General features: G+C 64.3%; 22 protein-coding genes. 3 read left to right on the top strand and 19 right to left on the bottom strand.

The window, feature by feature from the left end:
• Positions 1–114 precede the first annotated feature (114 nt).
• From E5678_RS06830 to nth, 3 genes are all read left to right on the top strand, one after another.
• On the top strand, positions 115–924 hold the full coding sequence (locus tag E5678_RS06830; protein ID WP_136177824.1) for an HDOD domain-containing protein: 810 nt from the start codon (positions 115–117) through the stop codon (positions 922–924).
• A 114-nt stretch (positions 925–1038) separates the two neighbouring features.
• On the top strand, positions 1039–1545 hold the full coding sequence (locus E5678_RS06835) for a DUF2059 domain-containing protein (RefSeq protein ID WP_136177825.1): 507 nt from the start codon (positions 1039–1041) through the stop codon (positions 1543–1545).
• A gap of 37 nt (positions 1546–1582) precedes the next feature.
• Entirely contained in the window at positions 1583–2224 is a 642-nt protein-coding gene (gene nth, locus E5678_RS06840; protein WP_136177826.1) for an endonuclease III, read from the top strand.
• A 64-nt stretch (positions 2225–2288) separates the two neighbouring features.
• Here the strand turns inward: nth and E5678_RS06845 are convergent, their stop codons facing one another.
• From E5678_RS06845 to E5678_RS06935, 19 genes are all read right to left on the bottom strand, one after another.
• Positions 2289–3047: a glucose 1-dehydrogenase gene (locus tag E5678_RS06845; protein WP_136177827.1), complete on the bottom strand. Its 759-nt coding sequence runs from the start codon at positions 3045–3047 to the stop codon at positions 2289–2291.
• Positions 3048–3130: 83 nt separating this feature from the next.
• Positions 3131–3451, bottom strand: a complete 321-nt coding sequence (gene sugE / locus E5678_RS06850) for a quaternary ammonium compound efflux SMR transporter SugE (protein WP_136177828.1) — start codon at positions 3449–3451, stop codon at positions 3131–3133.
• A gap of 359 nt (positions 3452–3810) precedes the next feature.
• Positions 3811–4143, bottom strand: a complete 333-nt coding sequence (locus tag E5678_RS06855; protein WP_136177829.1) for a YnfA family protein — start codon at positions 4141–4143, stop codon at positions 3811–3813.
• 83 nt (positions 4144–4226) lie between these two features.
• A complete protein-coding gene (locus E5678_RS06860) occupies positions 4227–4718 on the bottom strand; it encodes a GNAT family N-acetyltransferase (protein WP_136177830.1) in 492 nt (163 codons plus the stop codon).
• A 229-nt stretch (positions 4719–4947) separates the two neighbouring features.
• Positions 4948–6201, bottom strand: coding sequence for a DUF445 domain-containing protein (locus tag E5678_RS06865; RefSeq protein WP_136177831.1), 1254 nt, complete (start codon positions 6199–6201; stop codon positions 4948–4950).
• A 182-nt stretch (positions 6202–6383) separates the two neighbouring features.
• Positions 6384–6938, bottom strand: coding sequence for a histidine phosphatase family protein (locus E5678_RS06870; RefSeq protein ID WP_136177832.1), 555 nt, complete (start codon positions 6936–6938; stop codon positions 6384–6386).
• Entirely contained in the window at positions 6935–7789 is an 855-nt protein-coding gene (locus E5678_RS06875) for an adenosylcobinamide-GDP ribazoletransferase (protein WP_247596938.1), read from the bottom strand. Before E5678_RS06875 ends, E5678_RS06870 begins: the two co-directional genes overlap by 4 nt.
• Positions 7790–7800: 11 nt before the next feature.
• Complete coding sequence (cobT, locus tag E5678_RS06880) at positions 7801–8868, bottom strand: nicotinate-nucleotide--dimethylbenzimidazole phosphoribosyltransferase (RefSeq protein ID WP_136177833.1); 1068 nt, start codon at positions 8866–8868, stop codon at positions 7801–7803.
• Position 8869: 1 nt separating this feature from the next.
• Positions 8870–10501, bottom strand: a complete 1632-nt coding sequence (locus E5678_RS06885; RefSeq protein WP_136177834.1) for a cobyric acid synthase — start codon at positions 10499–10501, stop codon at positions 8870–8872.
• On the bottom strand, positions 10498–11502 hold the full coding sequence (locus E5678_RS06890; RefSeq protein WP_136177835.1) for an aminotransferase class I/II-fold pyridoxal phosphate-dependent enzyme: 1005 nt from the start codon (positions 11500–11502) through the stop codon (positions 10498–10500). Before E5678_RS06890 ends, E5678_RS06885 begins: the two co-directional genes overlap by 4 nt.
• Positions 11496–12491 (bottom strand): adenosylcobinamide-phosphate synthase CbiB, encoded by a 996-nt coding sequence (gene cbiB, locus E5678_RS06895; protein ID WP_136177836.1) that lies wholly within the window; start codon positions 12489–12491, stop codon positions 11496–11498. Before cbiB ends, E5678_RS06890 begins: the two co-directional genes overlap by 7 nt.
• 39 nt (positions 12492–12530) lie before the next feature.
• Complete coding sequence (locus tag E5678_RS06900; RefSeq protein WP_136177837.1) at positions 12531–12932, bottom strand: DUF1636 domain-containing protein; 402 nt, start codon at positions 12930–12932, stop codon at positions 12531–12533.
• Between the two features lie 53 nt (positions 12933–12985).
• Positions 12986–13555, bottom strand: a complete 570-nt coding sequence (cobO, locus tag E5678_RS06905; protein WP_136177838.1) for a cob(I)yrinic acid a,c-diamide adenosyltransferase — start codon at positions 13553–13555, stop codon at positions 12986–12988.
• Positions 13545–14351, bottom strand: a complete 807-nt coding sequence (locus E5678_RS06910) for an ABC transporter ATP-binding protein (protein WP_136180666.1) — start codon at positions 14349–14351, stop codon at positions 13545–13547. The genes cobO and E5678_RS06910 overlap by 11 nt, the downstream gene beginning before the upstream one ends.
• A 23-nt stretch (positions 14352–14374) precedes the next feature.
• The gene (locus E5678_RS06915) at positions 14375–15382 is read right to left on the bottom strand and encodes an iron ABC transporter permease (RefSeq protein ID WP_136177839.1); all 1008 of its coding nucleotides are present in this window, start codon (positions 15380–15382) and stop codon (positions 14375–14377) included.
• Between the two features lie 3 nt (positions 15383–15385).
• The gene (locus E5678_RS06920) at positions 15386–16237 is read right to left on the bottom strand and encodes a helical backbone metal receptor (protein WP_247596939.1); all 852 of its coding nucleotides are present in this window, start codon (positions 16235–16237) and stop codon (positions 15386–15388) included.
• A 17-nt stretch (positions 16238–16254) separates the two neighbouring features.
• Positions 16255–16830, bottom strand: a complete 576-nt coding sequence (cobU, locus tag E5678_RS06925) for a bifunctional adenosylcobinamide kinase/adenosylcobinamide-phosphate guanylyltransferase (protein WP_136177841.1) — start codon at positions 16828–16830, stop codon at positions 16255–16257.
• Positions 16823–17635, bottom strand: coding sequence for an ABC transporter substrate-binding protein (locus tag E5678_RS06930; protein WP_136177842.1), 813 nt, complete (start codon positions 17633–17635; stop codon positions 16823–16825). The genes cobU and E5678_RS06930 overlap by 8 nt, the downstream gene beginning before the upstream one ends.
• Complete coding sequence (locus E5678_RS06935) at positions 17635–18969, bottom strand: cobyrinate a,c-diamide synthase (RefSeq protein WP_247596940.1); 1335 nt, start codon at positions 18967–18969, stop codon at positions 17635–17637. Before E5678_RS06935 ends, E5678_RS06930 begins: the two co-directional genes overlap by 1 nt.
• Between the last annotated feature and the right edge of the window lie 12 nt (positions 18970–18981).

Here is an 18981-nt window from a genome sequence, read left to right on the forward strand (position 1 = left end):
TTCCAATGGGCCGTATTGGCGGGTAATTCCCGTGGAATTCCATCCCTCAAAAACCGCCATTCCCGGAACAATGGGCCCAACCCCTTCCTGCCCCATTTTTCCCGGAGATGTTCAATGTCCAACGTGGCCGCCTTTGTCAAAGACCTGACCTTGCCCACCATGCCCGAAGTTGCTCACGAGCTGATCCGCAGCTTGAACGACGACGAGATTCCCATGGGCAAGCTCAAAGAGACCATTGCCAAAGACCCGGCGCTGACGGTCAAGCTGCTGCGCCTGGCCAACAGCGCGCGCTTCGGGGTCTCGCGTGAAGTGAGCAACCTGGAAGATGCCATGGCCGTGGTGGGCATGGCCCAGGTGCGCACACTGGCGCTCTCGGCCTGTCTGAGCGACGCCTTCCCCGTGGCTCCCGGTCTGAACCGCGACACCTTCTGGCGCGAGAGCCAGGCTTGCGCGGCCTACGCCCAATGGCTGGCCAGCCGCATGGGGGCAGACAGCCAGCAAGCCTGGTTGAGCGGCTTCATGGTTCGCCTGGGCGAACTGATGATCGTGCAAAACCAACCCGAAGCGCTGGCCGCCATCGAGCAAAAGCCCCACTACCCCGGCGGCCGCTGGGAACGAGAAGCTTCGCTGCTCGGGTTCACCGAAGGCCAGATCACGGCCGAAATGGCCCGCCGCTGGAAATTTCCGCAAAGCATCATTGACGCCCTGGAGTCTTCGGGTGACCCCCTTGCCATGCGCCCCTTTTGCCGCCTGAGCGGCGTGCTGCACTTGGCCGAGCTGCTGGCCACAACCGATGTTGATACCTCGAAAGACATCTCGGAAGTACCCCAGGAGCTGCTAGTGGCCCTGCAGCTGGACCGCGAATGGCTCCTCGCCCATATGGCCGAAGCTCGGGAATTCGCTGCATCGGCCACCGTTCACTGAGTCCGGTCAGGGCTCAGCATCCGCCCGCCCTGCTCCAGCTCTCCTGAGCACCTAAGATAGGGCTATTCGCCGGCGCCTGGTGCGCCGGCGCCCCTTTTTGCTCAGGAGATTTTCATGCGCTTCGTCGCACTGTGTCGGGTCGCCTTGCTGACCCTGGGCCTGCTGCTCGCCCAGCCAGGGCACGCCGAGCTTGCACCGCTCGAACCCGCCAAACGCGCCGACATCGAGCAATTGATGGCCACCATGAATGTGGCGACCAACATGAAGGCCATGTCCAACGCCATGATGCAGTCGTTTGTACAAAACCTGCGCAAGGGCCGCAACGACCTCACCCCCGAGCAGGAGCAAGCCGTGATCAACACCACCAGCGAAGTGTTCACGGAGAATTACGGCAGCTTTAACGAGCTGATGGTGCACCTGTACCACAAGCACTTCACCGCGACCGACATCCAGCAGCTGCGCAGCTTCTACGCGACCGACATCGGCAAAAAAATGATCGCGGTCATGCCGGCACTGACACAAGAGTCATTCGAAGTGGGCGCGCAATGGGGTCAGGTGTTAGCCCCCATGATTCAGAAGCGGGTGAAAGAACGCCTTGCAGCCCAAGGCGTGGCGCTTTGATCACCCAGCCAAACAACACACCATCGGTAACGCCTCTATGAACCGCCAAAACATCGAGGCCTTCTTCGCCACGCTCAAAGCGGCCAACCCGGAGCCGCGAACCGAGCTCGAATACAGCAGCAATTTTGAGCTGCTGGCCGCCGTGTTGTTGTCAGCCCAGGCCACCGACGTGGGTGTCAACAAAGCCACGCGAAAGCTCTATCCTGTGGCCAACACGCCGCAACAGATCCTGGATCTGGGCCTGGAAGGGCTGGAGAGTTTCATCAAAACCATTGGCCTGTACCACAGCAAAGCCAAGCACCTGATGGCCGCTTGCCGCATCCTCGTCGATCAACACGGTGGCGTGGTGCCCGACACCCGCGAAGCCCTCGAAGCCCTGCCAGGCGTGGGCCGCAAAACGGCCAACGTGGTGCTCAACGTGGCCTTCGGCCAGCCCACCATGGCGGTGGACACCCACATTTTCCGCGTGGGCAACCGCACGGGCCTGGGCAAGGGCAGCACCCCGCTGGCCGTTGAGAAGCAGTTGATGAAGCGCATACCCGCCGAATACGCCGTGGACTCACACCACTGGCTGATCCTGCACGGGCGCTATGTGTGCCAGGCGCGCAAGCCCCTGTGTTATCAGTGTGCGGTATCGGCCTATTGCGATTTCAAGCCGAAGACAGCTGCACCGAAATAAGCAGGCTGGCACCAGCGCCCTGCCTTCAGAAAACACACACCTTTTGAAGGGGCCTCGCAAGGCCTTACCCCAGCGAAGAGTAGCCACCGTCGACCGGAATGGCCGTACCCGTGACGAAGTTCGCGTGTGCGCTGGCAAGAAATACCGCGACGCCCTCAAAGTCTTCGGGCGTACCCCATCGGCCAGTGGGCGAACGGGAAAGCACGCGTTCGTGCAGCCCCTGTACCTCGGCGCGCCCTTTGCGGGTCAACTCGGTGTCAATCCACCCGGGCAGGATGGCGTTGACCTGGATGTTGTCAGGCGCCCAAGCAACGGCAAGCGATTTCGTGAGTTGCACAATGCCCCCCTTGCTCGCTCCGTAGGCCGGGGAAAAGCTCGCCCCAAAAATGGACAACATGGATCCGAGGTTGATGACCTTGCCTGCGCCCGCCTGCTTCATGTGCGGGTACACGGCCTTCGAACACAGAAAAGCGCTGGTCAGGTTGGTATCAATAACCTGGCGCCATTGCTCCAGCTCCAGATCCTGGGCAGGGCCACGGATGTTGATGCCGGCGTTGTTGACCAGAATGTCCAGCCGCCCGCAGCGCTCCACGGTGTCGCGAACGAGCGCGGCGACCGACGCCTCGTCGGCCACGTCCACCTGAATCGCCAACGCTTCGATGCCCAGACGCTTCAGCTCATCGACAGCAGCAGCCGATTTGATGCCGCCGCGGGCGCCAATCACGACACGCGCACCCGCACGGCCCAGGCCACGCGCCATCGCCAGGCCGATGCCCCCGTTGCCGCCGGTGACGAGGGCCACTTGGCCAATCAATGAAAACATGTGCACTCCTGAAATCGAATGGAAATGCACTATAGCCGCCCCCCAGCTTTGCAGCGTTGGGAGCGCGCGCTCTTCAGCCGATTCTAGGTCGGTGTGGCCAGTTTCAGGCCCACAATGCCAGCCACGATCAGCGCCAGGCTGAGCAAGCGGCCCGTGTTCGCCGACTCGCCCAACAACACCATACCCACCAAGGCGGTCCCCACCGCACCGACGCCCACCCACACAGCGTAGGCAGTGCCCAATGGCAAGGATTTCAAGGCAAGTCCGAGCAGGCCGAAGCTGATCGCCATCGACAGCAAGGTGAACACCGTGGGCCACAGGCGGGTGAAGCCGTCGGTGTATTTCAAGCCAACCGCCCAGCCGATTTCAAACAGCCCGGCCAGAACAAGAATGAGCCAATGCATATAGATCCCCACCAAAAAAAGGCGGGTCGTCCCGAAAATGCAAAGCGATGTGAGGTCGTCCACACATCCCAGGCACACAACCGCTACCCGAGCGGGCAACCGTGCACCAAGCACTATCTTAGTGCGGCCGGGTTGTTGACGCTGGGGCCGGAGGCGCCCTCCTCAACTGCCCCTGTTGCTGCAGTTGCGGGCGCGTCTTGCCCGTAAGCAACCGCATCGCCCATAGCAAAGAAGTGCTCCCACGCCAACCCCTGTGGCATCGACGCACGGCGATGATTTAAACGCCGCAGCAGGGGATCTCCATACAGAGAGGGCATTCAAGCCACGCCGACGTTTTGGGCGTCAACCGCAACAGTGGGTCAGGCCCAGCGCGGGCCAAAAATAATGATGGCCATCCCCAACAAACAGACGACCGCCCCCACGACATCGGTCATGGTGGGCCGCACAGAATCGACTGCCCAGAGCCATGCCAGGGCAACACAGATGTAGACGCCACCGTACGCGGCATACACGCGGCCTGCGGCTTGAGGGTGCCAGGTCAGCAACCAGGCAAAAGCCGCGAGACTCAACGCCCCCGGTACCAGCAACCATGCGCTGTGCCCTTGCTTGAGCCAGAGATACGGCAGGTAGCAGCCTATGATTTCAGCCAACGCCGTCAAAACAAAGAGCGCAAGTGTTTTCAGAATATCCACAGAACCTTCTTTTGTGCAAAACGCCTGCTTGCCTGCTCAACATACCGCCTCGCGGATGTACCGGTCGAGGCGAAATGGAGCCTTCAGGCATTCAGATCTTGGCCCATCGAAAGCTGCATTTTCATGCCCTCATGTGACGCCGTGAAGCCCAAGCCTTCGTAGAAGCGAATGGCATCGGGGCGCGATTTGTCGGAAGTCAGCTGGAGCATGTGGCAGCCGCGCACTTTGGCACGCTCAATGGCCCAGAGAAACATCAGCCCGCCTACGCCGCTCGATCGCATGTCCGCAGCCACTCGCACCCCCTCGATCAGAGCGCGCCACCCACCCCGGTAGGTCAAATACGGAATGAAAGTCAACTGCAGAACGCCGATCAAGCCTTTGCCCTCAAGCACCGCGACCACCAGCTCATTGTTGGTGTCGCCGTCAATAGCCGTGAAAGCCGAGCAGTAGCCCTCAAGGAGCGGTGTAGAAACCCTTTCCCGCTGGCCGCCCAGTGGGTCGTCGGCCAGCAGCTCAACGAGGCGAGGCAGGTCTTCGCGGGTGGCTGGGCGGAAGGTGAGCGCAAGTGAGTCCATGGGTGAACAGCTTACGGCATGGGATATTCCAAAAGATGGCGAAGCGCTGTGAGTGCCGCAATCACCTCCTTGAGCCGAAGTTTCTCCTCACGCTTTATTGCGTGACATATCGGTTCTGGACTTCGTGGGAATGGGGATCGGGTCTTATGGACTCCGGGCAATTTCAAACTGGACGTTGATGTTTGCCTGCGAAAGCGGGTGCAGTCCAATCATCAATACGACGTGTGAGTTAGCTCCCCATAGCCGCCTGCAACCAAGGCCAAGCCAGTGCCACCTGCGTCAAGGCATGCAACACCAAACCCACCAAGGCCCCCACCAGCGTGCCATTGATGCGGATGAACTGCAGATCGCGGCCGATGTGTTGTTCCAGAATGCCGCTCATTTCTGCTGCATCCCAGGCTTGCACGCGCGTCGTCACAAATTCGAGCAGCAGCGGGCGGTTGCGCTCCAGCAAGTCCAGCAACAGCGGCTGGGCCTGGGCCTGAATCGCCTGGCGCAAGGCCGGCTCGGCCAATACCCGCTCCCCCAGGCTTTGCACGGTTGAGGCCACCCGGTCGCGCAAGTTGGCACTGGGCGCTTGGGCCAGAGACAGCAGTTTGTCCAGCAGCTCGCCCACCCAGCTCTCGATCTGGGCGTCCATGCCGGGCTGGACCAGCCATTCATCTCGCCAGCCCGCCACTTTGGCCTGCCATTCTGGATCGCTTTGCAGACGCGCCAAGGTGTCCACCATCCATTGATCAAAGCGCTGGCGCAGTTCGTGATCGGGGTCTTCGGCCACTTCGCTCAGCGTGCGGCTGAGGGCCGTCACGAGTTTGTGGGTGGCCAGACGGGCTGCCACCTGGTCGAGCCGCAGATATTTCAGTTCTTTGAGCTCGCGGGCGATGGCTTCGGTCAAGCCGGCCTGCACATTGTCTTGCTCGGCCCATTCGGCGATTTGATTGAGCACGCCATTGAGCCATTGCTGGTGGTGGCCGTGTTCGGTCAGGGCGGTGAGCGTTTGCCCGCTCAGCTCGGCGAGGTTGGCCTGACCCAGCAGGCGCTGCCCCAGACGGGCCGCGGCACTGCGCAGGGGCGCGTGGTCCAGGCCGGCCAACACGCTGGGCGCTGCCTGCAAGATCCAGTCGGACAGGCGCTGCGCCGATGTGCGGTCGGCCAGCCAGCGCCCCAGGTGGTCGGCCACATCCCAGCGCTGAAGGGCTTCGCCCACCTGTTCTTTCGTCAGAAAATGGTCGCCCAGAAAGCGCGCCAGCGCTGCGCCCAGGCGGTCTTTGTGGGCGGCGATGATGGCGGTGTGGGGAATGGGCAGACCCAGCGGGTGCCGAAACAGCGCCACCACGGCAAACCAGTCGGCCAGCGCGCCGATCATGGCGGCCTCGGCTGCAGCGGCCACATAGCCCCAGGCGCCATGCCTCGGGCCCAGGACCACGGCGGCCATGTAGACCAGCGCCGCGAGCAGCAGCAGGCCCAGCGCCAGCGCTTTCATGCGGGCTAGGCTGTAGGAAGCAGATGAAGTGGCGATAGCGGTCGATCGTGAAAGGGGGTGGGTTCGTCAAGCAGGGTGCGCACGGGAGGCAGCCCACGCCTGACTCTTCCAGTTTGTGTATTCGAGCGCAGAACAAGGCAGGAGCCGCAGACTGTGCTTTAGCACGGCAAGGCGAAACCGTATCAGAGCGTGATCTGAATATAGCCCCCTGGCTCGGGTGCTTCGCGCGGCCATTGTTCGGCCATGGTCAAGGGATGCTGACCAACGTCGGCCAGGTACGCCACCGAGCGGATGACCCCTGCATGCGTGACCCAAACCGCTTCTTCAAGCCCCCGCTCGCGCAGACTGCCCAGCGCTAGAGCCACGCGGGCCAGGATGGCCCGGGTGCTTTCCACGCCGCCAAAGCGGTGGTGCGCAAAGTCGGCCATCCAGGCGTCAAAGGCGGCCCGGGGAATGGCGCTCCAGGGTTGCAGCTCCCATTGACCGAAATCCATTTCGTTGAGGCGCGGATCTTGGGCAAACCCGCTCAAATCGGGCCGCAGGCATTGCAGATCAGCGCCAAGCTGGCGCGTGCGGCCCAGGGCGGAAGTCCAGACCGGCAGGCCTGGCGGCAAAAAAGCGGCGGCCTTTTCGGCAGCCAACAGAGTCAGCGCGGCGTCGGCCGGCACATCGCTGGCGCCGTAACAAAGGCCCGCCTCCAGCACCACGGGCGCATGGCGCAGCAGCCAGAGTTTCATGCCGCCAGGGCCATCACCAGGCCCAGGTAAAAGGCCACCTCACACACCTGTTGCGTGGCGCCCAGGCCATCACCGGTGAAGCCTTGCAAGCGGCGACCCAGCAGCCGCCCCATCCACAACAGCCCGAGCACCGCGCCCAGCACGGGCGCCCACCAGGCCACGTCGGGCCGGGCCAGCCCCACCACCACCATCGCCCCCACCCACCACAGCAGGCCTGCGAGCAGGCCCGCACCGCTAATGGCTTCGGCCAGTGGTTTGGATTTGGAGGCTGCGGTATCGCCCACATGGGGCAAGCTGCGGATGATGAACAGCGGCATGAGGCGCGAGCTCACGTGCGCGGCAAACAAGCCCAGCGCGGCCAAGGGCCAACCGCCCGCTTGCGCGAGCAAGGCCAGCAAGGCCGTTTTGGAAGCAATGGCCAACATAAGCGCCAGCGCGCCGTAGCTGCCCACGCGGGAGTCTTTCATGATGTCAAGCGCGCGCTCGCGGTCCAGGCTGCCGCCCAAGCCGTCAGCCAGATCGGCCAGGCCGTCTTCGTGGAAGGCGCCGGTGAGCAACACGCTGAACACCGTGCTCAGCACCGCAGCCACCCAGGGCGCTGCCGGCTGGCCGGGCAACACCGCCATCAACCCCGCGAACACCATGGCCGTGAGGCCACCCACCACCCAGCCCACGCCGGGAAAATGGGCGGCGCTGGCGCGCAACATGGCCGGGCTGAACCCCACCCAGTCGGCCAGCTGCCCGGTGATGGGGATGCGGGTGAAGAACTGCAGGGCCAGGAGAAAGTGGCGAAGGAACCGGAACACTCCGCTGCGCCGCTTCGGATCTTCGGTTGAGCGTTCTTGCTTCACCGCATGGGCCCTCAAATCACGCTGCCGCTGGCCACCACAGATTCTTCCTGCCGCGACACACCCGCCCCCTCAAAGCTCGCCATCTCGCGCAAGATGGCGCAAGCGCTTTGCAACAGCGGCCACGCCAGGGCACCCCCCGAGCCCTCCCCCAGACGCATGCCCAGATCCAGCAAAGGCTCGGCCTGCAAGCGCGACAACAGCAAGGCATGGCCGCGCTCGCCCGAGCGGTGCGCGAACACACAGCGCTGCAACACGGCGGGCGCCAGGCTGCTGGCCACCAGCACCGCGGCGGTGGCAATGAAGCCATCCACCACCACCACGCGGCGCTCGCTCGCAGCCTGCAACACCGCGCCCACCATGGAGGCGATTTCGAACCCCCCAAAAGCCGCCAGAGCATCCAGCGGCTCTCGCGCTTCGGCATGGAGCGCCAACACTTCACCGAGGATCTGAATCTTGCGTTGCACGGCATCGCCGTCGAGCCCGGTGCCGGCGCCGGTGCAGTCGGCAATGTCAAGCGAACACAGGCGGGACATCAGCATGGACGCCGCCGAGGTGTTGCCAATGCCCATTTCCCCCAGCAGCAGCGCATTGCCCGGCAGCTCTTTCACCAGTTCAGCGCCACTGGTGAGCGCCACCTTGCACTGCGCAGCGGTCATCGCGGGACCGGCCAGAGAATCGGCGGTGCCCGCGGCCACCTTGCTGATCACCAGACCAGGCTGCGGCTCGAATTCGTGGGCCACGCCGCAATCGACCACGGTCAGGCCGATGCCGTGCTGGCGCGCCAACACACTCACAGCTGCGCCACCGCCCAGGAAGTTTTGCACCATCTGCCAGGTCACATCGCTGGGATAAGCCGACACACCACGAGCGGCCAGGCCATGGTCGCCGGCGAACACCACCATCTGGGGGGCCAGCAGCTCAGGCGACTCGTTGCCCAGGATGAGCCCTAGCCGCAACCCCAAGGCCTCGATACGGCCCAGCGACCCCAGGGGCTTGGTGAGGTTGTCCAGCTTGTGCTGCAGGCGCTTGGCGAGCTCGGGCTGGTGCAAAGCGTCGACGGTGGGAAGGGAAAAGCTCATGTCAGACCTCGGTTGAAACGTGAATGAGGCGCTCAAGGACGCCGGGTGAAAAATGTTGTTCGATGTAGTCGGCCAGGCCGTCAAAGACAGTCTCAAGCGTGGGCACGCGGGCGCCAAACAACGCCTGCAACACGCGCGGGTCTTCGAACAAGCCGTGCAGGTACACGCCGAGCACGTTGCCACCTTTGTTTTGCCAGGCGAGACCGGCCATCACCTCGATGGCCACATCGCCCGCGACGGCCATGGCCGGGTGCTGGGCCGTCTGACCGTGGTGGATTTCGTAGCCGTCCACCGCCACGCCCGACAACGATGCCCAAACGCCCGTGAGGGTCTGGAATTCGGTGCGGGTGTGGCGCACGGTTTTCTGGGCATCAAACGCGGTCACCAGCGGCAGCAATCCCAGCCCGGGCGCATTGCCCAGGCCCATGGGCTCCACACCCTCGGGGTCCACCAGCGCTTCGCCCAGCATTTGCAACCCGCCGCACACCCCCAGCACCGCCCCGCCCTGTGCCGCGTGTTGCGCCACCGCGCGGTCCAGCCCCTGATCGCGCAGCCAGGCCAGATCGGCGCTGGTGGCCTTGGAGCCCGGCAAGATGATCCAGTCGGCCCCCATGCAGCCGGCCGGGGTGCGCGCCCAGACGAGGCGCACACCGGGTACGTTTTTCAACGGTTGAAATTCGTCCAGATTGCTGATGCGCGGATAGGCCACCACGGCAATGGTGATCCACTCCGGTCGTTCGCCTGATGTTCTGCCGCCGGGCCGCCCCAAGGCAGAACGGGCCCCCCCGGGGGGCAGCGCACCACGCGCAGCGGGAAGCGTGGGGGTCATGTCAAACACGCCGTCTTCCTCGGGCAGGCCGTGTTGCCACCACATGGGCAGCGTGGCCACGGTGGGCACACCGGTGAGGTCTTGCAGCATCTGCGGGCCAGGCGCGAGCAAGGCCGCATCACCCCGAAACTTGTTGAGCACAAAGCCCTTGATCAGCGCCCGTTCTTCTTCGGGCAGCAAGGCCCAGGTGCCATAAAGGTGGGCAAATGCGCCACCGCGGTCGATGTCGGTCACCAGCAGGCAACGCGCCTGGGCATGGCGGGCGATGCGCATGTTGACGATGTCACTGGCGTGCAGGTTGATCTCGGCGGGCGAACCGGCGCCTTCGATCACCACCACGTCGTATGCTTCGCGCAGTGCATCGAGCGCGGCCGTGATGGTAGGCCAGACTTTTTCACTGCGCCCGCGCCAGGGCATGTCGGACAAGGCCTGGTTCACTTCCCCCATCAACACCACCTGGCTTCGGGTATCGGCCTCGGGCTTGAGCAGCAGCGGGTTCATGCGCACCTCGGGCTCGGCCTTGGCGGCCAGGGCCTGAAAGTATTGCGCAGAGCCAATTTCTCCTGCGGGCGACAGATTTTCCGCAGGGCCGCCCCAAGGAAAATCGACCCCCTCGGGGGGCAGTGACCCGTGTGAACGGTGGAGCGCAGGGGCCACAACCCTTGCGTTGTTGCTCATGTTCTGCGCCTTGAACGGCGCCACTTTCAAGCCCTGGCGCGCGTAGTGACGGCACAGGGCCGTGGTGAGCCAGCTCTTGCCCGCTCCGCTGGTGGTGCCCAGCACCATGACACAGACTGCAGTCATATTCTTCTTTCCTGTTTCACCGAACACGCGGCCAAAGCCGCCACCAACGCGGCCTGCGCCTGTGGGGGCTGTACGCTCAGCCGCCAGTGCCCCGCCAACCCCAGAGAAGTCGTTTCACGCAGTTTGATGCCCTGATCGCGCAAGGCCTGGGCATCCAGTGCCTCCGGTGGGCGGGCGCAAAAATAGTTGGCTTCGCTGCTGAGGCAATGCCAATTTTGCAAGGTCAACAGCGACACCTGTTTCGCTTTCCAAACGGTGAGCTGCTGCTTGCAGCCCGCCAGCCAGTCTTGCACATCGGCACGGCCCCAGGCCATCAACATGGCCACCGCATGAGCGCCCAGCGGCCACGAAGGCGCCATGGCATTCAACTGATCGGCCAGTGCCCCGCCGTGAACCGGTGCGATCGCGTAGGCGCCTCTCACTCCGGTCATAGCCAGCGCCTTGTTGGGCGACCACACCTGCCAAACCAAGTCCAACGCCTCAGCATTCAGACTGCACGCACCCGAAAGGCGCAAGGGTTCATAGGCCCGGTCGAGCACCACCACGGCGCCATCGACCGTTGAAGCCACCTCCACCACCCTTGCCGCCTCTGCTTCTGCGCAGCCGCGCGGGCTGGAGGGCTCACACAGCCACAACAGATCGGCCTGCTCTGGCTCCAACACCCGCTCCAGCCCCCAGGCACGCGCCGCACGGCCATAGTCGCCGTAGGCCAGCGCGGGCAACCACACCCGCCGACCACCACCATGCGCCACCGCAGCGGAGATGCGCGAGATGAACTCACTGGCGCTGCCAGCCAAAACGATGCAGGTGGGATCAACACCATGGTGCGCGGCCAGCGAAGCGCGCAGCTCGGTGTACAACGGGTCCGGGTAGTGACGCGGGTCGGCCGATCGAACGGCAGACAGCGCCATGGGACATGGGCCGCAGGCGTTGGCGTTGGTTGAAAAATCCCAGCAGGGCACACCGAGTGCGTCCGGCCCACCATGGAGCGCGGTCACCATGCGACCCTCCCCGCCAAGCTGATCAGCAACGACACCAGCATCACCGCCACAGCGGCAAGAGCCAGCGAGCCCGCCACGCGCCCGCCGACCCGAATGGCCCGTGCGATGTCGTAGGCTTGCGGGTGGCGGCCTTGTTCATTCAAGGCGTACACGCCGGGTTTGCTCAATTGCACCCCCAACACCAGGGCCATGGCGGCCATGGGCCAGCCGCTGTTGGGCGAAGGCGTGTGCCTGGCCTGGACCACCAGGGCCTTCCAGGAAACGGCCGTGCCCCATGCCATCAGCAGTGCAGCGGTGATGCGCGCCGGCGCCCAAGACAACACATCGTCCGCCCGCGCAGCCCATTTGCCCGCCCAGGTCCAGTCGCGGCCCTGGCGCTCGCCTCGGTAGCCCCACATGGCATCGGCCGTGTTGGCAAATCGGTAGACCGCTGCCCCCGGCAAGCCGGCCATTGCAAACCAGAACAGCGGCGCAACCACCGAGTCGTTGAGGTTTTCAGCCAGGGTCTCGATGGCGCTCTCGCGCACCTGCGATGCGTCCAGCTCCGCTACATCGCGGCTCACCAGCCAGCTCAGCCGCTCACGCCCGGCAGGCAGCGAAATGCCCAAAGCGGCTTCAACTGCCCCGACCTCGTCGCGCAGCATGCGCCAGGCCAGCATGGGCTTGAGCAGCAGCCCCAGCACCAGCGGTTGTAGCCACCAGGGCGCATTACCCAGCAGCCAGAGCAATGCCCCGCTCAGCACCAACACCATCAGTGCACCCGCAAGCCAAGCCATGGCCCCGCGCCAGAACACCCGGCGCTCATTGCCGCCAGGTGCGTGCGCCAAGGGCGCAACCCTTTGCCCAGCCCAGGTCAGATACGCCCCCATCCACACCACCGGGTGCCACCGAGTCGCTGGTTCACCCCAACATCGGTCAATTCCCAACGCAACCAGCACAGCCGCCGAAGCGACGGCACCCGTCGGCAGGGATGTCCAAATGGTGGACATGCCCCAAGTCAAAAGCGCCACCGTTTCACCACGCCTCGCTCACACCCGCTCCGCGGCGGTGGTGGTCGCTGGCAGGCGGGCCAGCACCCCGCTCTTCAAGCGTTCGGGGCGGGTCTTCCACTCCAGAACGCCGTCTGCGCTGCGCTGGTGCGTGCGTGCGCAGGCCACAACCTGAGCGGCGGTCTCGGCATCGGGCGCCAGGTCACCCCAGTAGTAGGTCCACTTGCCGGCACCCTGAACCGCCAGGGTACAAGCGCGGTTGCACCCGCTCATGCAACCCTGCCCCCGAAGCTGCACATTCAACGCCGCCCCTTCATCGGTTTCCGCAGCCCACAGAGCCTCCTGCACCGCATCAAACAAATTCAGCCCCTCGGCGCGCAGGTCACGAGAAGCGCCGGGCGGCCGGCAAGTGGTGCAAACAATGATGTGAGTATCGAACATGGGGTGCGTTGGAAAGTGGGGGGTCAAAAACGTGTCCGCTCGGGCTTCACATCTCAATCTTCGATACCCCGCTGCGCGGGAATTCCGGCATTGAAGGCATGCTTGACCTTGGTCATTTCGGTCACCGTGTCTGCCAGCTCCACGATTTCCGGCGGGCAACGGCGCCCCGTGAGGCACACGTGCACATGCGGCGGGCGCTCGCGCAAGGTCTGCAACACGCGCTCAAGTGGCAACCAGCCGTAGATCAGCGGATAGGTGATTTCATCGAGCACCACCAGAAAGTGCTCTCCGGCCATGATGGTGGCGCTGGCCCTTTCCCAGCCATTTCGGGCAAGCTGCGCAGAGCGCTCCAGATCCTGGCTCTTCCAGCTGAAACCATCGCCCAGCCCCTCAATGGGAATGCCCAGCTGCTCAAAAATCCGGTGTTCGCCAAAACGGGCCGAAGGCACTTTCATGAACTGATAAATCTTCACGGGCTTGCCGCGGCCATGCGCACGCAGGCTGAGGCCAAAAGCGGCGGTGCTCTTGCCTTTGCCGTCACCGGTGTTCACGATGACCAGGCCACGGCGCTCGCCCTCAGGCTTGTCGTAAGGCTTGTCAACGGGCGGGGTCTCAATCTGCATGGGGAATGTCTTTTCTATTGGGTGAGGCGTGGGCGCGCGGCATCGCCACCCACTGGCCTTGCAAGGCGTGCACTTCAATGCGGTGGTCAAACACCGCCTCCAGTGCGCGGTGGGTAGCGGGGTCGGCGCAAGCGCCCAGGTGAGTGATGCGCCCTTGGGCCATGACCACCATCTGGTCAGCATGCAAGGCCATGCCGATTTCGTGCAACACACTCACCACCGTTTTGCCTTTGGCGATGAGGGCCTGAGCCAGGTCCATCCAGTCGGCCTGGTGGGGGGGATCGAGGTTGGCCAATGGTTCGTCCATCAGCAACACCTCGGCCTCCACCGCCAGCGCCCGCGCCAGCAACACGCGCTGGCGCTCGCCGCCCGAGAGGTGACTCAAAGGCCGCCGCCGCCACTCCCAGGCTTGTGTGGCCCGCAGGGCCCACTCAACCACCGCCCGGTCGGCATCCGACGGAGCGGCCAGCCAGGCCTGGTGGGGCAAACGGCCAAGCATGGTCACGTCATAGGCCGTCAGCTCATCGGCGCCGCCTTCGTTCTGGCCGAGCCAGGCCAGTTGCCTCGCCCGGTCGCGCCCAGCGATCGCCTCCAGTGGCTGTCCCAGCAAAAACACCTCGCCGCTGCGCGGCAACAAGCCCGCCATGGCCTTGAGCAAGGTCGACTTGCCCGCACCATTGGGTCCCACGATGCTGGTCCACCGGGCTTTGGGGATCACCAGATCAATGGCCTGCAACACCGGAGTACCGCCCAGGGACACCCCCAGGCGACGAACCTCGATCGCCGCGTCTGGCAAACCCACGGGATTCACCGCGCGGCTCACAACATACCTCCGCGCGACGAACGCCGGTGCATCAACCACAACAGGTAGCTGCCGCCCAGCACCGCGGTCAACACGCCCACAGGCAACTCTTGCGGTGCGATCAACCACCGCGCCAGCACATCGGCCACCATGAGCAGCAAGCCGCCCATGAAGGCGCTGAGCACGATCAACCGCCCGTGGGTGGTCTTCACAATGGAGCGCACCAGGTGCGGCGCGGCCAGCCCCACAAACGCAATCAAGCCGGTTTGCGCCACCGCCGTGCCAGTGGCCAGCGCCAGCACCGCCACCAAAGCTGCGCGCATCGGCGCCAGCGGCAAGCCCAGGCTGTGCGCCGTGGCTTCGCCCAGGCTCAGCCCGTCCAGCACCTGGCTCAGCGCCCACGCCAGCAACAGGCAAGGCAGCAAGGTGGCCGCCATCACGCCACAAGCGGTCCAGCCCACGAAGCCCGTGCTGCCCAGCATGAAAGCCTGCATCGCCTGCAAGATGTCGGGCACGGCGATGGTGATGAGGTCTTTGATCGCGCCGAGCACCACGCCCACGATCACACCTGCCAGCAACAGACGCAGGGTGTGGTGCACACCTTTGGCCAGCAGCAGCGTCAACAACACGCCCACCACCGCGCCGGCAAACGCAGCACCGGTGAGCCCCAGCCGCACCAGCCACTCGGTTGCGTATGGTGACACGCCAAACATCGCCAGGGCCGAGGCGACCCCCAGCGACGCGCCCGACGCACTGCCCAACAAAAACGGATCGGCGAGCGGGTTGCGAAACAGCCCCTGCGCCACTGCGCCGGCCAGGCCCAACAAAGCGCCAGCCAGCCAGGCCCCCAGGGTGCGCGGCAGCCGGATGTCCCACACGATCTGCCAGGCCACCGGATCGTCCGAGGCATTCAACACGCTTTCAAAACCCGTGCTGCCCACCCCGGCGCCCAGCAGCAGAACGGCAGCCGCACCGATCAGCAGCACGGCGACCATCCAGCGGGCAAGGCGGAGTTGTTCGGCCATGGGTTACCTGGGCTGCCGCGAAATGCATCGCGCCATGATGCGCGCGGCCTCGGCCATGCGCGGGCCAGGGCGCACCAGCACATCGGACTCGTCCGGGGTGAACACGCAGATGCGCCGCTCCCGCATGGCGCGCATTGCTGCCCAGCCAGGCCGCTGCGCCAGGCCATCCATGTTGCGCGCGCCGATCATGATGAGGTCGGGATCGGCCCGCACCACGTATTCCGGATTGATTTTGGGAAACGGCCCCAACTCGGCGGCGATGATGTTCTGTGCCCCCAGGCGGGTCAGCGTCTCACCGATGAACGAAGTCTGCCCTGCGGCATAAGGCCCCTGGTTCACCTCAAAGTACACCCGGGTCGCCTTGGCGGCCGGCGAAAGCGATTGGGCGGCGGCCTGTACACCCGCATCGATCACCCGCCACACCCGCTGGGCATCGGACACCCCCAGCACCGTTCCCACCACGCCCAGCACCCGCTGCACATCCGCCGCGTTCTTGGGTTCCAGCGCCACCACTTTCACGCCCAAAGCCTCCAGCCGCTCAACCGCCCGCGAAGACACCGCCATCAGCACAAGATCGGGCTTGAGCGCCACAATCGCCTCAACATTGGGGTCAATGCCGCCGCCCACCTGGGGCAGCTGGCGTACCGTGGCCGGGAAGTTGGAGTAACGGTCTACCCCGACCAACCGCTGGCAAGCCCCCAGCTCACACACCGTTTCGGTCAGCGAAGGCAAGGTGCTCACAATGCGTTGCGGCGCGCCGGGCAAGGTCACCAGCACACCCCGGTCGTCACGCACTTGCGTGGCCCACCCCGAAACCGCTGTGCACACCAGCGCTGCAGCCAAAAGACTTTTCAAGACACCCGTCCAGCGTTTCATGCAATGCCTTTCAGTGGCAGCGGCAACCCCGCCGCCATCAGGGTGACGCGCTCACAAACGCTCGCCACCTGCTGGTTCAAACGCCCCAGCGCGTCCACATAGGCGCGCACCTCGCGCCCCATGGGGATCACCCCCAGGCCCACCTCATTGCTCACCAGTACCACCGGGCCCGCCGCTTGTTCAATGGCCTGACACAGCGCCGCTCCAGCCTCGAGCACCGCTGCATCCGTGAGCGCCTTTGACGGCTCCACCGGCATGAGCAGGTTGGTCAGCCACAGCGTAAGGCAATCCACCACCATCAAGGTACCGGTATCGCTGTGCTGGCGCAAGGCATTGGCCAGCGCCAGTGGCTCTTCCACGGTGGTCATGCCTGGCAAGGTCAAAGCCCTGTCCTGGCGGTGCCGCTCAATGCGTTCGCGCATCTCGTCGTCCCAAGGCTGGCCGGTGGCGATCATCACGGCGCGGCGTTGTGGCGAAGCTGCCAACCAGCTGCGGGCCAACGCTTCGGCCCGCCGCGATTTGCCGCTGCGCTGACCGCCCAGAATGAGTTCACTGCGCACCGCTTCAACCATGTTGCGCCATCCAGCTCAGTACGATCCGGTGCATTTGCTCCACCCCATCGGTCAGCGCGGCGGGGCCGGGTTGCAAGATGTCGGCCGACTTGATTTCGAACAGCTGCGCATTTTTCACGGCACTCACATCGCCCCAACCCGCCCGAGCGGCCACTTTTTCAGGGCGAAACTTTTTGCCGCACCACGACCCCAAAATGATGTCGGGATCGCGGGCAACAATCTCCCCACCCTCGGCAATGATGCGGTGCTTGCCCAATGATTGGGTGGCGAGCTCTGGAAACACATCGTCGCCGCCCGCGATGCCCAACAACTCGGACACCCAGCGGATGCAGCTGATATGGGGTTCGTCCCACTCTTCAAAAAACACCCGGGGCCGGCGCTTGCCCACCTTCACCTGGGCGTCCACCGCAGCGGCAATTTCAGCCAGCCGCGCCCGCATCTGCTCGATGCGTTGCAGACCACTGCTGGCACAACCCACCATGGCCGCCACCTGGAACAGCATGGAAAACACCTCTTCGACGCTGCGCTGGTTGAACACCGTCACCTGCACGCCCGCCCGAATCAACTCGGCGGCAATATCGGCCTGCAGGTCCGAGAACCCGAATACACAATCGGGTTTCAACGCGAGAATTTTGTCGATTCTTGCACTCAAAAATGCGCTCACCTTGGGCTTCTCTTCGCGAGCGCGCCGGGGGCGCACCGTGTAGCCCGAGATGCCCACGATGCGGTGCTCCTGGCCCAGCAAGTACAACCACTCGGTGGTCTCTTCGGTGAGACACACAATGCGCTGTGGACCCAAATTCATCAATGCACTCCCGATGCGAATAGCGCGGCCGTGGCCGCTGGGCTGGATGCCATCCAGGCGTGAAAATAGCTGGCCTGAATCGAACCCCTTCGGTACACGGCTTCGCCCTTGCCCGCGGCGCGGGTCGATTCGGTGTGCATGGCTGCAGCCAATGGCGTTTCACACCGCGAATAGTGAAAGGTATGGCCGCGCAACTCGCCGGCTTCCAGCGACAGCTTTTGAGGGCCCAGCGCCGCCAAACGGGTCTGCAGGCTCACACGACCGGGCAACAAGCCCCACATGGGGTGTGCTTGCCCCTGGACATCCATCAGTTCGTCAAACAACACCATCATGCCGCCGCACTCCGCCCACACGGGTCGCCCGGCAACCACATGCGCGCGCAAACCGTCGCGCGTCTTGGTGCTGCCCGACAAAGTCTGCGCATGCAGTTCTGGATAGCCACCCGGCAACCAAACCGCATCGCAGCCGGGCAAGCGTTCATTTGCCAGCGGCGAGAAGAACACAGGCTTGGCGCCCAGGCGTTCCAAGGTCTCCAGATTGGCCGCATAAATAAACGAAAACGCGGCGTCTCGCGCAACCGCCACCGTTTTGCCTGCCAACAATGGCGGCACCGCGGCGTCTATCTGTGGGGCCTCAAAACTCGCGGCCCAGCGCGCCCATGCAGCCATGTCCATCTGACCGAGCGGCGTGGTCGCCAAAGCATCGGCTGCGGCATCGAGTCGGGCCATGCCATCGGGCAACTCAAAAGCGGCGGTCAGCCCGAGGTGCCGCTCCGGCAACGCGAACGACGCGTCGCGCATCACGGCCCCAAGCCATGACGTGGCGCTGCCATCTTCCGCCAACGCACACTGCAACATTTCGGCATGGCGCTCAGTGGCCACCCGATTCGCCAACACACCGGCCCAGGGCAACCCGGGACGGTAATGTTGCAAGCCAAACGCCAGAGCGCCGAACGTACCGGCCATGGCCGATGCATCGATCACAGCCAACACATGCAAGCCAAACCGGCGCGCCAGATCGGCAGCGCTCGGCTCCCCGTCAAACAAGCCCATGACCCCTTCGACAATGATCAAGTCCGCCGTTTGAGCCGCTTCAAAAAGGCGTGTTTGTGCATCGGCCTCACCTGTCATCCAGAGATCCAGGTTGTGCGCCGGGTGGCCAGTGGCCAGCTCCAGCCAGAACGGATCCAGGAAATCGGGCCCTGATTTGAAGGCACGCACCCGACGGCCCGCCCGCGTGTGAAGGCGGGCGAGTGCGGCGGCCACGGTGGTTTTTCCTTGACCTGAGGCGGGCGCGGCCACCAAGATGGCAGGACAAGTGGAAACAGCATTCACGCCGATTTCACT

Source organism: Hydrogenophaga sp. PAMC20947 (assembly GCF_004795855.1).
Lineage (GTDB): Bacteria > Pseudomonadota > Gammaproteobacteria > Burkholderiales > Burkholderiaceae_C > Hydrogenophaga.

Coding starts and splice junctions, on each gene's coding strand:
- E5678_RS06830 (WP_136177824.1), top strand. CDS start 115: ATGTCCAACGTGGCCGCCTTTGTCAAAGACCTGACCTTGCCCACCATG.
- E5678_RS06835 (WP_136177825.1), top strand. CDS start 1,039: ATGCGCTTCGTCGCACTGTGTCGGGTCGCCTTGCTGACCCTGGGCCTG.
- nth (WP_136177826.1), top strand. CDS start 1,583: ATGAACCGCCAAAACATCGAGGCCTTCTTCGCCACGCTCAAAGCGGCC.
- E5678_RS06845 (WP_136177827.1), bottom strand. CDS start 3,047: ATGTTTTCATTGATTGGCCAAGTGGCCCTCGTCACCGGCGGCAACGGG.
- sugE (WP_136177828.1), bottom strand. CDS start 3,451: ATGCATTGGCTCATTCTTGTTCTGGCCGGGCTGTTTGAAATCGGCTGG.
- E5678_RS06860 (WP_136177830.1), bottom strand. CDS start 4,718: ATGGACTCACTTGCGCTCACCTTCCGCCCAGCCACCCGCGAAGACCTG.
- E5678_RS06865 (WP_136177831.1), bottom strand. CDS start 6,201: ATGAAAGCGCTGGCGCTGGGCCTGCTGCTGCTCGCGGCGCTGGTCTAC.
- E5678_RS06870 (WP_136177832.1), bottom strand. CDS start 6,938: ATGAAACTCTGGCTGCTGCGCCATGCGCCCGTGGTGCTGGAGGCGGGC.
- cobT (WP_136177833.1), bottom strand. CDS start 8,868: ATGAGCTTTTCCCTTCCCACCGTCGACGCTTTGCACCAGCCCGAGCTC.
- E5678_RS06885 (WP_136177834.1), bottom strand. CDS start 10,501: ATGACTGCAGTCTGTGTCATGGTGCTGGGCACCACCAGCGGAGCGGGC.
- E5678_RS06890 (WP_136177835.1), bottom strand. CDS start 11,502: ATGGTGACCGCGCTCCATGGTGGGCCGGACGCACTCGGTGTGCCCTGC.
- cbiB (WP_136177836.1), bottom strand. CDS start 12,491: ATGTCCACCATTTGGACATCCCTGCCGACGGGTGCCGTCGCTTCGGCG.
- E5678_RS06900 (WP_136177837.1), bottom strand. CDS start 12,932: ATGTTCGATACTCACATCATTGTTTGCACCACTTGCCGGCCGCCCGGC.
- cobO (WP_136177838.1), bottom strand. CDS start 13,555: ATGCAGATTGAGACCCCGCCCGTTGACAAGCCTTACGACAAGCCTGAG.
- E5678_RS06915 (WP_136177839.1), bottom strand. CDS start 15,382: ATGGCCGAACAACTCCGCCTTGCCCGCTGGATGGTCGCCGTGCTGCTG.
- cobU (WP_136177841.1), bottom strand. CDS start 16,830: ATGGTTGAAGCGGTGCGCAGTGAACTCATTCTGGGCGGTCAGCGCAGC.
- E5678_RS06930 (WP_136177842.1), bottom strand. CDS start 17,635: ATGAATTTGGGTCCACAGCGCATTGTGTGTCTCACCGAAGAGACCACC.